We start from the raw sequence: 13,557 nt of genomic DNA, 5'->3' as shown, positions 1-13,557 counted from the left end.
ATTTGATCGCTGCCAGGCCATATAAAAGTTGTTGGTGATTGATGGTTTTTGCAGTGGATCGTGATATAAACAACTCTAAATGTTAGTGGTATAAGCATGGCAGGAGCGGCGCGTTGACCAATTATGACGAAGTATTAGTAGCATTACGCCGGGTAATCCGCGCAACAGATCTGCACTCAAAACGATTGAGCAAGAGCGCCGGGCTGACCGCTCCACAGCTGCTGATTATGCGGACCATACGGGATTTGGGCCAGGTCACTATTGGCACCATCGCTGATAAAATCAGCCTTAGCCAGGCCACAGTAACCACTATTTTAGACCGCCTGGAATTGCGCAAATTGGTGTACCGGGTTCGCAGCACTCAGGATAAGCGCAAAGTGCACGCCCACCTGACCGACGCCGGCGGCGAGATTCTGGCCCGTGCGCCCAACCCGCTGCAAGAAGACTTCATCAAAAAATATCAGGCTTTGGCGGAGTGGGAGCAAACCATGATTCTGGCCTCGTTGCAGCGAGTGGCTAATATGATGGACGCAGACCACATAGACGCATCACCGGTTCTGGATGTCGGCGCGGTGACGCGTGAAGACGGCTGGAAGGACACCTCTAAATAGTGCTACCTGTCGCGATGGCGGGTCGAGGTAGCACCTTGGGATGAAGAGCAGCGCCAGACGCGTTAGTGCATAACCGCACCCTTCTTCGGTTGTTGGCCAAAGCAAACCTGAAACACATCGCTGTAGTGTTTCGCAAAACTGACCGCAATGCCTTCTTTCAAGTACCCCGGTAGCTCGTCGTAATCGCCTCGATTGGCCTCTGGCAGAATCAACTGGTTGATTTTCTGCCGCCGGGCGGCAATCACCTTCTCCCGTATTCCCCCGACTGGCAGTACCTGCCCGGTCAGTGTCAGTTCACCGGTCATGGCGATGTTTTGCTGCGGCGCTTCACGGCGAGTAATCGACAGCAGCGCCGTGGCCATAGTGACGCCTGCGCTTGGGCCGTCTTTCGGCGTGGCGCCTTCCGGCACGTGCAGGTGCACCAGAGATTTGTCGAAAAACACAGGGTCGCCTTTATAACGTTTCAAATTAGACGCCACAAAGCTGTAGGCAATCTCGGCGGATTCGCGCATCACATCCCCCAGTTGCCCGGTCAGTTTGAAACCGCGCTGGCTGCTGTGAATGCGTGAGGCCTCAATGCTGAGCGTAGCGCCGCCCATGGCGGTCCAGGCTAAACCCGTGACTACGCCCATGCCCTTCATGGATTTTTCTTTGCGGAATATAGGCTGTCCCAGGTATTCCTGTACGTCGGCAATGCCAACGCGAATGGGTAAACCAGGATTTTCCAGCAGTTTTACGATGCCTTTGCGGATAATTTTGTGCAGCATCTTTTCCAGACCACGCACCCCGGCTTCACGGGCATAGCCTTCAATCACCTGTTTTATGGCAGCGTCAGAAATGTTCATCTGCTTTTTAAGCAGTCCGGCGCGTTTTAGCAGTTTCGGTAACAGGTGGTGCTTGGCGATCGCCAGCTTTTCTTCCGCTATGTAGCCAGACAGGCGAATCACGTCCATGCGGTCAAGCAGCGGCCGCGGTATGGTGTCCAGCTGGTTGGCGGTGCAGATGAACAGGACCTTCGACAAATCCATGCGCACATCCAGATAGTGGTCCAGAAACTCGCGGTTCTGCTCCGGGTCTAGAGTTTCCAGCAGGGCAGAGGCCGGGTCGCCCTGGTAAGACGCGCCAATCTTGTCGATTTCATCCAGCATAATGACCGGGTTTGCCACTTTTGCGTCTTTCAGTGCCTGCACAAATTTGCCGGGCATGGCGCCAATATAGGTGCGGCGATGGCCTTTAATTTCGGCTTCGTCACGCATGCCGCCTACGCTAAAGCGATAGAACTTGCGCCCCAGCGCGTCTGCTACCGAGTGGCCGATGGACGTTTTGCCCACGCCCGGCGGGCCCACCAACAGCAGGATGGTGCCGCTGACTTCTTTTTTGAAGCTGCCCTCTGCCAGAAACTCGATAATGCGGTCTTTTACATCGCCCAGGCCGTCATGGTCTTTGTCCAGAATGTGCCGCGCCTCGGCTAGGTCGAAATGATCCTGTGAGTGTTGGCCCCAGGGCACTTGGGTTATCCAATCCAGATAATTGCGAGTAACGCCGTATTCTGGCGAGCCCTGTTCCAGAATTCGCAGTTTTTGCAGTTCTTCATCAAAGCGTTCGCGCACCGCTTCGGGCGGGTCTAGTTCCGCCATGCGCGCTTCGAAACGTTCGGCGTCGGCGGTTTTGTCGTCTTTCGACATGCCCAGTTCGCGCTGAATCACTTTCAGCTGTTCTTTCAGAAAGAACTCACGTTGGTGCTTTTGTACCTTTTGGTTCACTTCCGCGCTAATTTCAGACTGCAGCTTGGCCACTTCCAGCTCTTTACGCATGAGCAGCAGCACTTTATCCATGCGTTGCAACAGCGGCACGGTATCCAGTACCTCCTGCAATTTCGCGCCAGGTTCGCTGGTCATCGAGGCGCCGAAGTCGGTCAACGGTGAACTGTCCTCCGGGCCGAAGCGCGTCAGGTACTGCTTCACTTCCTCGCCATACAGCGGGTTGGTGCGCAGCAGCTCTTTAATAGCGCTGATAACAGCCATTGTATAGGCCTTGGTTTCATCCAGGTCTTCGGCAGGTTCTTGCGGGTATTCCACTTCAACCAGGTAGGGTGGGCGGCGGCGCAGCCATCGCACAATGCGAAAGCGCTGTAAGCCCTGTGCAATAAACTGAACCTTGCCGTCTTTTTGCTGGGCGTGGTGCACGCGCACGGCGCAGCCCATGGTGGCCAGATCTTTGCTGTCAGGCACGCCCTTTTCACTGGCTTCGTTGTCAACGTAGCAAATGCCCAGCATGCCGTGATCGGTCTCCCTCACTTTTTTCAGGGTTTCGTGCCAGGGGTTTTGATTGACCATGACGGGCTGTACCTGGGCGGGGAAAAACGGCCGGTTAGACACCGGCAGCAGGTACAGGCGCTTGGGCAGCGTCTGTTCAGACAGTGCCAGGTCTTTGCTGTGTTCGTCTTTGCCTTTGCCTATGTACTCGGTTATATCTTCTTCGAGCTGTTCCAGAGAGTCATTGCTGTTGTCGTCTGTCATGCTACTTGGCTTCCCGGTACTGGGTGTGTTCGGCGTCGTGTATTCGGTGTCGAACGTTTGCTGTTTACTTGCTGCCAAAACTCTGATTTTCAAGGCCGCTTATTAACCCCTTTGGCCTGTTCCTCTTGAATTTCGCCGCCGGGCTCCCCATCTTAGCTGTATCTATAAACAGCGACAGATTCAGGTGTCCCGATGAGCAGCTCCCCTTATAGTTTCGAAGCCACAATGGAAAACTTCCAGCAGCAGGTGATGGAAGCCTCTTCCACAACACCCGTTCTGGTAGACGTATGGGCAGAACAGAGCGCGCCTTGCAAACAGCTGATGCCGCTGCTGGAAAAGCTGGCCAATGAGTATCAGGGCGCTTTTTTATTGGCCAAAGTAAACGCCGACCAGCAAGAGCAGCTTACCTCCAGCCTGGGCGTGCGCAGCCTGCCAACCGTTATTTTGGTGAAAGACGGCCAGGCGGTAGACGGTTTTAACGGCGCGTTAGCGGAAAGCGAGATCCGCAAAGTGCTGGACAAGTATGTGGAGGCGCCCGCCGAGGACCCGTACGAAAAAGCTCACGCGCTCTGGGAAGAAGGCAATCTGGATGGCGCCCTGGCCATTCTGGGCGACATGAACCAGAAAGATCCGGAAAACCTGAAAGTGCTGATTGATCTGGCCCAGATCAAAGCCGAAATGGGTGAGCTGGACACCGCCGAGCAGATTTACGACAGCTTGCCCCCGGAAGAAAAATTGCAGCACCAGGCCAAACAGCTGGCGGCCCGCATCAAGTTTTTGAAACAGTCCGCAGAGCTGCCGCCCCAGACCGACCTGGAAATGGCTCTGGAGCAAGACCCGAAAGACCCCAACGCGCTGCACATGCTGGCGTTGCATAACGTGTTAAAAGAAAACAACGCCGAGGCCATGGAACTGCTGATTCGCCTGATGCAGGTAGACAGCAAGTATAAAAATGAAGTGGCCAAGACAACGCTGGTGGAGCTGTTTGAAAAGTTGGGCAACAACAATGCCGATGTGCGCACTTATCGGCGGAAACTGTATACCTTTATGCACTAGCGGTATAAATTGATGCATTAAACAGCAATCTGGTCTTAAATCCAAAAACGGGTTCACCTCACGGTAAGCCCGTTTTTTGCGTATTATTCAAAGTGAAACGTAGAAGGTTTAAGTTTACAAACGAAATCACGTAGAGTTAGCGGTGTTCGACCTTGGTCAGATGCGACTTGTCTGGAGGGTGTAAAAGCGTCATTATTCCGTAAGGAATCGAAATTAACCCCCATTTTCCCAGAGTTTTTGAGGGTCAATCGAAAAAATTTCGATAAATTGTAGTAAAAAAACTACAATACCGGTCAATTCCAGAAGCAGATTTGCAATCTGTTAAACGCAAATTGTGAAACCTGATCTATGCTTGTTTATAAATAATTAAAAGGCGCTACGGCCCCAACGCCGCAAGCCCCACTGACTGACTCAGCAGCGCAGCCCGTGATACATGGCGCTGGGCCGCATTTATATAGACGCCTACGGGAGGATTTGATGTACCAGGACGACGATCCGATTGAAACCACGGAGTGGATTGACGCGCTCGAATCACTGATCGAGCAGGAGGGTGTAGACCGAGCCAAGTACATTCTGGAGCGCCTTGCTGAACGTGCAAGCCGTGACGGCACCCAGCTGCCGTATGCCATCACCACACCATTCCGTAATACTATCCCGCTTGCACAAGAAGCACGTATGCCGGGTGACCTGTTCATGGAACGCCGTATTCGTTCCCTGATCCGTTGGAACGCCATGGCGATGGTCGTGCGTGCCGGCAAACGTCCGGGTGATCTGGGTGGTCATATTTCCACTTTCTCGTCTGCGGCAACGCTTTACGACGTGGGCTTTAACTATTTCTTCCACGGTGGCGACGAAAAACGCGAGTCAGACCTTGTGTATTTCCAGGGCCACGCCTCGCCGGGCATTTACGCCCGTTCCTTTTTGGAAGGCCGGTTTGAAGAAGCGCAACTGGACAAGTACCGCGAAGATGTCGACGGTGGCGGTCTGTCATCCTATCCGCACCCCTGGCTGATGCCTGATTACTGGCAGTTCCCCACAGTTTCTATGGGCTTGGGCCCGATTCAGGCCATTTACCAGGCTCACATCATGAAGTACCTCGACAGCCGCGAGCTGGTCGAAATGGAAAACCGCAAAGTGTGGTGTTTCGTTGGTGATGGTGAATGTGACGAGCCGGAAACTCTGGGCTGTATTTCCAAGGCTAGCCGTGAAAACCTGGACAACCTGGTGTTTGTGGTGAACTGCAACCTGCAGCGCCTGGACGGCCCGGTGCGCGGCAACGGCAAGATCATCCAGGAATTGGAAGGTTCGTTCCGCGGTGCTGGCTGGAACGTGATCAAAGTGGTTTGGGGTCGCATGTGGGACCCGCTGTTTGAGCAAGACGAAGACGGCACCATGCAGCGCGCCATGGACGAAGTGGTTGACGGCGAACTGCAGGCTTTCACCAACGGTGGCCCGGCGGCAACCCGCAAGCAGTTTTTCGGCAAGTATCCGAAGCTGGCCAAGATGATTGAAAACTGGACCGACGACGACATTCAAACGCTCAATCGCGGCGGCCACGACCCGTACAAAGTGTATGCGGCTTACAAAAAAGCGGCAACCGAAACCAATGGTAAGCCAACCGTTATTCTGGCCCACACCATCAAAGGTTATGGCTTTGGTGCCGCTGGCGAAGCCAACAACACCACTCACTCTCTGAAAAAACTTGATGTGGAAACGCTTAAATCATTCCGTGACCGTTTCGCGATTCCGGTGAAAGACGAAGAGATTGAAGACGTGCCTTACTATCGCCCGGCGCCCGACAGCCCCGAGCTGGTGTACATGAAGAAGCGCCGGCAGGATCTGGGGGGCTTCCTTCCCAAGCGTCGTAAAGACAGCCAGCCTCTGCAGATTCCTGACCTGGACATCTTCAAGCAGGTTTTGGACGGTTCCAACGGCCGTGAAATCTCCACCACCATGTCGTTCGTGCGCATTCTGAGCGCGTTGGTAAAAGACAAGCGTGTGGGCAAGCGGGTTGTGCCGATTGTTCCTGATGAAGCCCGTACTTTTGGTATGGAAGGCATGTTCCGCCAGCTGGGTATTTATACCTCGGAAGGGCAGAAGTACGTGCCGCCGGATCGCGATCAGATCATGTATTACCGTGAAGACAAAAAGGGTCAGATTCTGCAGGAAGGCATCAACGAAGGCGGCGCCATGGCGGCCTGGATTGCGGCTGCTACATCGTACAGCAACAACAACTTTCCGCTGATTCCGTTCTACGCGTTTTATTCCATGTTCGGTTTCCAGCGCGTTGGCGACCTTGCCTGGGCCGCTGGCGACATTCAGGCTCGCGGCTTCCTGATTGGCGGCACCGCAGGGCGTACCACGCTGAACGGCGAGGGCTTGCAGCACCAGGACGGGCACAGCCATATTCTGGCCAACACCATTCCTAACTGCAAAGCGTACGATCCGGCTTACGCCTACGAAATGGCGGTGGTGATTCATCACGGCATGAAGGAAATGTACGAAAAGAACACCAACGTTTATTACTACATCACCATGGAGAACGAGAACTACGTTCAGCCAGCGATGCCGGAAGGGTGTGCAGATGGCATCATCAAAGGCATGTACAAGTTCAGTTCGGTGGAAGCAAAAGGTAAAGGCAAAACCAAGTTGCGGGTTCAGATGCTGGGCTCCGGCGCTATCTTGAACGAAGTAAATGCCGCGGCCGAGCTGTTGAAAGACGATTGGGGCGTCAGCTCTGACGTGTGGAGTGTGACCAGCTTTAACGAACTGGCCCGCGACGGCCAGCACGCAGAGCGCTGGAACCTGATGCACCCGGATGACAAAGGCCGCAAAGCCTATGTTACCCAGTGCCTGGAAAACCAGACGGGTCCGGTTGTGTCGTCTACCGACTACATCAAGCTGCACTCTGAACAGTTACGGGCGTTTATCCCCAAAACCTTCCTGACTCTGGGTACGGATGGCTTTGGCCGCAGCGACACTCGTGAAAAACTGCGTGATTTCTTTGAGGTTGATCGTTACCACGTTGCCGTAGTGGCTCTGTCTGCTCTGGCGAAAGACGGCGAGATCAAGCACGAGCAGGTTCTTGAAGCCATGCGCAAGTACGGAATCGATCGCAACAAACCGAACCCGGCGCACCGCTAAGGAGACCGCTATGAGCGAGCAAGAAATCAGGGTCCCCGATTTAGGCGGGGCAGATGAAGTTGAAGTTATTGAAATACTGGTCAGCGCCGGTGACTCGGTGGCCGAAGAAGATCCGATTTTGACGGTTGAAACCGACAAGGCATCGGTTGAGTTGCCGTCACCGAGTGCGGGTAAGATCGTTAAGATCATCGTCAAAGTGGGCGACAAGATCAAAGAGGGCGACGTTGTTGGCATGCTTAGCTCTGATGGTGCAAGTTCTGATGGCGCTTCAGATGACGCTTCAGATGACGCTTCAGATAACAACAGCGCGCCAGAGCCCGAGCCCAAAGCCAAAGATGACGCACCGGCTAAGTCTGACGACAGCGCCCGCAAGCCGGCTGCGGCCAGCGATAACAAAGCCAAGCCTGCAGACACCGGTTCTGTAACCTATGAAGCGCCCGCCGCCGGGAGCAAAGTGCACGCCGGCCCTGCGGTTCGCAAGCTGGCCCGTGAACTGGGTGCAGACCTGGCCCGGGTGAAAGGCTCCGGCCCGAAAAGCCGTATTATTAAAGACGATGTGCACGGTTATGTGAAGGATCAGCTGCAACAGGCACAGCAGGGCGCCGTAGTGCCCGGCACTGGCAGTAGCGGCATTCCTGGCGTGAAACTGCCAGATTTTAGCCAGTTTGGTGAAGTTGAACGGGAAGGCATGTCGCGCATGATGTCTGTTACGGCGTTGAACATGCACCGCAGCTGGCTGAATGTGCCACACGTCACCCAGTTCGAAGACGCCGACATCAGCGATATGGAAGATTTCCGTAAATCGTTGAAGCCATTGGGCGAGAAGAAAGGCGTGAAAATGACGCCGCTGCCGTTCATGCTCAAGGCCTGTGCCGCGGCCCTGGCTGAATTGCCCCAGTTCAACGTCGCCCTGGATATGGATCGCAAAGAAGTTGTACACAAGAAGTACATTCACATCGGTATTGCGGTGGATACGCCCTACGGTTTGATGGTTCCGGTGATTCGTAATGTGGATCAGAAAGGCCTGTGGGAGCTGGCGGCCGAAAGCGCAGAGCTGGCGCAGAAAGCCCGCGACAAGAAGCTGAAGCCGGCAGAAATGCAGGGTGCCTGTTTTACCATTACCAGCCTTGGTGGTATTGGCGGCACGGCCTTTACGCCGATTGTGAATACGCCGGAAGTGGCGATTCTGGGTGTGTCCAAAGCGGCGATGAAGCCGGTTTGGGACGGCAAGGCTTTCCAGCCACGGCTAATGCTGCCGCTGTCGTTGTCTTACGATCACCGTGCGGTGAACGGGGCCGACGCAGCGCGCTTTACCTCAGCGCTGGCTCGGCTGATGGGTGATATTCGTACCCTGTTGCTGTAAGCAAGAGTGAGGGGGCCGGCTCCTAACCGCACCGGTCCCTGATATAAAGCAACCGCTTTGGCGGTGCAAGCTAGTACACTGGTTATACGCTGGAGGGCGCAGAGCAATCTGCGCCCTTTTTCTGTTTTACAGCGCGGGTGGTTTCAACAGAAAGCGCCGGCACACGCTTCAGGACGGTCTTCATGGCACACCCATTACAGTTGGCAGCGATTATCTACGACAACGACAGCCAGCCCGTAGACGCGCTGCTGCACAGCCTGGCGAATCATTACAACCGTAAGGGCATCCGCGTGGCGGGCCTGGCCATGGCGCTGAACGAGCAGGGCCTGCGCCGTGAGCCCATGGCGGTGCAAGATGTGGAAACCGGCACCGAATACTCTATAGCCCAGAATCTGGGCAAAGAATCGCAATCCTGCTGCCTGGACCCGTCTGGCCTGGCGGATGCGACCGGCGTTTTGCGCGGGGCACTGAATAATCCGCCCAGGCTGGCCATTGTGAACCGTTTCGGGCAGCAAGAAATTGACGGCAAGGGTTGCCGTGCCGAGTTACTGCAATTGCTGGAAGCGGGGGTACCGGTGCTGACCGTTGTGAAACGAAAATTTCTGTTTCAGTGGCATGAATTCAACGGCGGTGCGGCAACCGATCTGGCATTTTCAGAGAACGACGTTAAAGAGTGGTGTGACGGGGTGTTTGCGCGTAGCCCGGTCAGGTCGATTAAGAGCCAAGATGAGGCGTAATGCCGGGAGTGCGCCATAAAAAGCCCCGGCACGGGGCCGGGGCTTTGTTTCCCTAAAAGATTTCGGGATTAGAAGCTGAACTGGGCGGAAGCCTGCAGACGGGTGTTGTCGGCAGAATCGCCGTTCATCAGCTCTTTGTCCACAAAGGACAGTTCCAGGCCCAGGGTGACAGGGTCAGCAACCTGATAGAAGTTGCTGAAGTGCACGCTCTGCAGGGTTTCGAACGAGTTCGGGAACAGATTCTCCGGCTGGTCCCCTTCCACGCGACCGTAGCTGAGGCCGGACTTGAACTTCGGGGTCCACTGCTGGGAGGCCGCGACGTTGAAGCCGAAGGCTTCGATCGCTTCCAGGTCACCGTTGGGATCGATGTAGCCTTCACCAATACCGCTTCGGCCGACACCACTGTCGTTGTTACTGAACGAGGTGTAAAGGTAGCGCCCGACACCGTCGCCAAAGATGGCACCGGCCATCAGCGTGGTGCTGTTGGTGACGTTGAGTCGGCCGGCCAGCATCAGGCCATAGGCGAAGGCTGAGTCGTCGCCCGTCGCGGCTGGGTCATCTGTCTGCAGCTGGCGGGCAAGACCGGCGAATTCAATGCCGCCGCCATCGCCGGCCCACTTATACCTGGCCGTAAAGTCTGGCAGTACGTCCCTGGAGCCCTTAAAGCCGGTTGTCTCGGCGTTCTCGGCAGAGACGGACAATGCACCGCCACCCATGGGCATGGTGTAACGAACCTGAGCCTGGCGAATGAAGCTTACGCCCACAGGTCCGTTGAAATCGACGGTGGTCGGGTAGGCCGTGAAGTGCATGAAGTTACTCCAGGTCTGACCGGCCAGTAAGCCGCCCAGTTCGCCGTAGGCGTGACGAATACGCAGGCCGTTGGAGTTGGAGAAGATCTCGTTACCGCCACCGCCGAAGAAATCACCCTCGAAGCGCGTCTTGACGACACCCGCATCCGTGGGCGTGGCAGTACCAATGATGATTCGGGACTGTCGTGCGTGGGCCTGGAAGGCGCCATTGCTCTTGTTGTTTGCCGTATCAAGAGCGGTAACTGTCCGTAAAACCGCCCTGCTGCTGGTCAAAATCGTAAATCATGTCCAGCTTGACGTAACCACCAATGTCCACGGTGGTATTGCCTATTTTGATGCCGTCGCTGGAAGCCGCCTGACTGGCGTTCATCTGGTTGATTTGCCTCTGCATATCGTCCAGTTTCGCCTGCATGTCGTCAGCGTTCACAGTCTGTGCCAAACCAGGCTGTGCAGCCAGTAGCAAAGCGCTGCCTACACCCACCGCAAGACGGCGCATAGTAAAGGGACTGGTAATATTAGGTTTGTTGCTTTGCATTGTTAGCTCCACATATTGTTTTATTGTTGTCAGTCTCGGGCACTAAGTTAGTTACCAAGCGTACATAATTCAACCACTATTTTTTGTTTATTAGACTATCGTCTACGTTCTTGGGCTGTTTGGGCTGTTTGGGCTGACCCGGAAGTGGCATTTTGAGCGAACATTGTCGCCTTAAATACGAGGGTAGAAGGCTTAATTTTACGGCTCTAACCCCCCAAAGCGGCGATAGAACCCAGCCCCCGGGACAGGCAGCGGGCCGGATGCATTTTCCAGATCGCAGGCCAGGAATTCGTCAGAGCGCGCGTACATTGCGAGGTAAAGGTTTCGGCACAGCTGCTTGGCGCTGCGCCCTTCCCAGTCACTGGGCAGTAGTTCGTCAGGCAGTAAAGGGTCGCGCAGCAATATTTTTCGGTATTCGTGAATGAGTAAAAGCCGCGCAGCCAGACAGTCCTCGGCGTTGAGGTTGTCATTATGGCTGAGCTCCCTCCAAAGCGGGCGAAATTTTTCCAGGAAGCGTTTATAGCGTAAACCCAGCTCATCCAGATTCCAGCTTTCTTTAACCTGCCTGCGCAGCGCTTTTGAGTTGCGTGGCTCTATGGGGTGGGTTTGCATCACAATGGCGTCATCGGAGGCGCCCCATTCTTGCAATAACGGGGTTAATTGCTCGGGCTTGAAGCGCGGATGTTGCATAATTGTAGGTGACAGGTTGCCAAAACCCAGCCACTTGAGCTCTTCGCGTACTTTTAAACGCAGGTCAGGTTCGAGCTGATTTAGCAACGCCAGGCTCCAACCTCCGTTCCAGTCGTCATCACCAATGCTGTAAACCTGCTCGAACGCCTGCCGGAAACGCCGGAGGCCGTCCCCGGTTATGCTGTAATAACTGCAGCGACCCACTTTTTCAGTCTGCAACCAGCTTTCTTGCACCAACCGGTAAACCGACGTTCTGACCAGGCGCTCGTTAATGCCCATAGGCACGACCAGCTTCATCAGGCTGCCTAACCACACATTACCGCCGCGCGGCTGGATAACATCGCCGTAAATGGTAATGATCAGAGAACCTGCACGTACCGGGCGCTGTTGCTGAAATTCCTGTATCAGACTGGCAAGCTGACTTTTTGCTGACATGTTCTTCTCTTAGAGGGTTTTCCGGCAGCGTTCGGCGCTATCAGAGTGCTTAATATTGCAAGGAACGAACCTTATCTTGCCGGCGTCATCAGGTAAAGGCGGCGGGCCAGGTCATCATCGCGCACTTTCTGAGCATTCATCTAAGCTACAGGTGGTAATCGAAAAAAAGCGGCCAGTACGAGCGCCGCAGTTGACACCGACGTAATGATACAATATTTTCCAATTGCACATATTGTTGGTATCGTATTCTGCTAGTGGAGTGTTGTAAGCTCTGTTTTTGAAGCAAGATAGCGGGCATATAGCATTAATGAGAGAGGCTTCCAGGTGGGGTTAAGTGATACGAAAATGCTCAACTCTGTCTTGAAAACTTGTTGTAATAGTCGGTAAATCAATCGCATATAAAACAAAATGGTTCCGACCTTATTCTGTGGAGAAAAAAAACAATGAATGGAACACTGGCTCGTTATACGAAGAAATTTTTAGCCATCACAGCAGCTGGACTGTTGGCGATGAGTGCCCAGGCTGCCGATCCCATCCGCATTGGATCTTTTTTATCAGTGACCGGCCCTGCATCCTTTCTGGGTGACCCGGAGCTCAAAACCCTGGAAATGTACGTCGAGAAAATCAATGAAGAAGGCGGGGTACTTGGCCGCCAACTTGAGTTGATCCACTACGATGACGCTGGCAATGCGTCTAAAGCCCGTAACTTCGCAAGCCGGCTGATTCGTTCAGACCGCGTAGACATTATTGTGGGCGGCAGCACCACAGGCGCCACCATGGCGGCTGTGCCTTTGATTGAGCAGGCTCAGATTCCTTTCATCTCGTTAGCGGGCGCGACGGTTATTACAACGCCGGTGAAGAAGTGGGTATTTAAAACACCGCAGTCTGACCGTATGGCTGCTGAGCGCATTCTTACCGATATGGAATCCCGCGGCCTTACAAAAATTGGCCTGATCTCCGGCACCGGTGGCTTTGGCAGTTCCGGTCGGGAGCAAACCCTGGCTGTGGCCAAGGAAATGGGCAATATTGAAGTGGTTGCAGATGAAACCTACGGCGGTTCCGACACCGACATGACCGCGCAGTTGACCAATATTCGTGGCGCCGACGGTGTGCAGACCATTCTGAACTTCGGCTTTGGGCAGGGCCCGGCCATTGTTACTCGCAACTACGCCCAGCTGAGTATTGATCTGCCATTTTACCAGTCTCACGGTGTTGCCTCTGACGGTTTCCTTGAACTGGCGGGTGACAGCGCTGAGGGCCTGAGACTGCCAGCGTCACCCTTGCTGGTGCCAGCATCCCTGCCGGATTCCGACCCCCAGAAACCGATTGTAGAAGCGTACAAAAGTGAATACGAAGCTCGCTGGAATGCTAAGGTATCCACCTTTGGCGCCTACGCCTATGACGGCCTGATGTTGGCAGTAGAAGCCATCGAAAAAGCCGGTACCACAGATAAGGCAGCCGTGCGCGACGCCCTTGAAAATATTCAGGGCCACGTCGGCGTAACCGGCACCTACAATATGTCTGCTGATGACCATAACGGCCTTACTGCTGATTCATTCCGCATTCTGGAAGTCCAGAATGGCAGTTGGAAGCTGGTCAACTAAACCTTTCTCATCCGTACCACAGGCCATCTGCCGCCCTTAGGGGCGGCAGATGGC

At 54.6% G+C, this 13,557-nt stretch carries 10 protein-coding genes; 6 read left to right on the top strand and 4 right to left on the bottom strand.

What is annotated here, in order from left to right; translation table 11 throughout:
- Positions 1–113 precede the first annotated feature (113 nt).
- Entirely contained in the window at positions 114–611 is a 498-nt protein-coding gene (locus A3OI_RS0109885; protein WP_018404121.1) for a MarR family winged helix-turn-helix transcriptional regulator, read from the top strand.
- A 62-nt stretch (positions 612–673) separates the two neighbouring features.
- Here the strand turns inward: A3OI_RS0109885 and lon are convergent, their stop codons facing one another.
- Complete coding sequence (gene lon, locus A3OI_RS0109880; RefSeq protein WP_018404120.1) at positions 674–3,130, bottom strand: endopeptidase La; 2,457 nt, start codon at positions 3,128–3,130, stop codon at positions 674–676.
- A 192-nt stretch (positions 3,131–3,322) separates the two neighbouring features.
- Here lon and A3OI_RS0109875 point away from each other — a divergent pair, with 192 nt between their 5' ends.
- From A3OI_RS0109875 to A3OI_RS0109860, 4 genes are all read left to right on the top strand, one after another.
- Positions 3,323–4,186: a thioredoxin family protein gene (locus tag A3OI_RS0109875; protein WP_018404119.1), complete on the top strand. Its 864-nt coding sequence runs from the start codon at positions 3,323–3,325 to the stop codon at positions 4,184–4,186.
- Positions 4,187–4,663: 477 nt separating this feature from the next.
- Complete coding sequence (aceE, locus tag A3OI_RS0109870; RefSeq protein ID WP_018404118.1) at positions 4,664–7,330, top strand: pyruvate dehydrogenase (acetyl-transferring), homodimeric type; 2,667 nt, start codon at positions 4,664–4,666, stop codon at positions 7,328–7,330.
- A gap of 10 nt (positions 7,331–7,340) precedes the next feature.
- On the top strand, positions 7,341–8,693 hold the full coding sequence (gene aceF, locus A3OI_RS0109865; protein WP_018404117.1) for a dihydrolipoyllysine-residue acetyltransferase: 1,353 nt from the start codon (positions 7,341–7,343) through the stop codon (positions 8,691–8,693).
- Between the two features lie 182 nt (positions 8,694–8,875).
- A complete protein-coding gene (locus tag A3OI_RS0109860) occupies positions 8,876–9,430 on the top strand; it encodes a DUF2478 domain-containing protein (RefSeq protein ID WP_018404116.1) in 555 nt (184 codons plus the stop codon).
- Positions 9,431–9,498: 68 nt separating this feature from the next.
- Here A3OI_RS0109860 and A3OI_RS19800 read toward each other — a convergent pair whose 3' ends face one another.
- From A3OI_RS19800 to paaX, 3 genes are all read right to left on the bottom strand, one after another.
- Positions 9,499–10,512 (bottom strand): DcaP family trimeric outer membrane transporter, encoded by a 1,014-nt coding sequence (locus A3OI_RS19800; protein WP_018404115.1) that lies wholly within the window; start codon positions 10,510–10,512, stop codon positions 9,499–9,501.
- Complete coding sequence (locus A3OI_RS23825; protein WP_018404114.1) at positions 10,469–10,774, bottom strand: hypothetical protein; 306 nt, start codon at positions 10,772–10,774, stop codon at positions 10,469–10,471. Before A3OI_RS23825 ends, A3OI_RS19800 begins: the two co-directional genes overlap by 44 nt.
- A gap of 198 nt (positions 10,775–10,972) precedes the next feature.
- Positions 10,973–11,899, bottom strand: coding sequence for a phenylacetic acid degradation operon negative regulatory protein PaaX (gene paaX / locus A3OI_RS0109850; RefSeq protein WP_018404113.1), 927 nt, complete (start codon positions 11,897–11,899; stop codon positions 10,973–10,975).
- A gap of 443 nt (positions 11,900–12,342) precedes the next feature.
- On the opposite strand from paaX, the gene A3OI_RS0109845 reads away from it, so the two are divergent.
- Complete coding sequence (locus A3OI_RS0109845) at positions 12,343–13,503, top strand: ABC transporter substrate-binding protein (RefSeq protein ID WP_018404112.1); 1,161 nt, start codon at positions 12,343–12,345, stop codon at positions 13,501–13,503.
- Positions 13,504–13,557 lie beyond the last annotated feature (54 nt).

This window comes from Marinobacter gelidimuriae, assembly GCF_000372805.1.
GTDB lineage: Bacteria > Pseudomonadota > Gammaproteobacteria > Pseudomonadales > Oleiphilaceae > Marinobacter > Marinobacter gelidimuriae.
The sequence above is the reverse complement of the archived record's forward strand: the minus strand, read 5'-3'. Positions and strand labels throughout refer to the sequence as shown.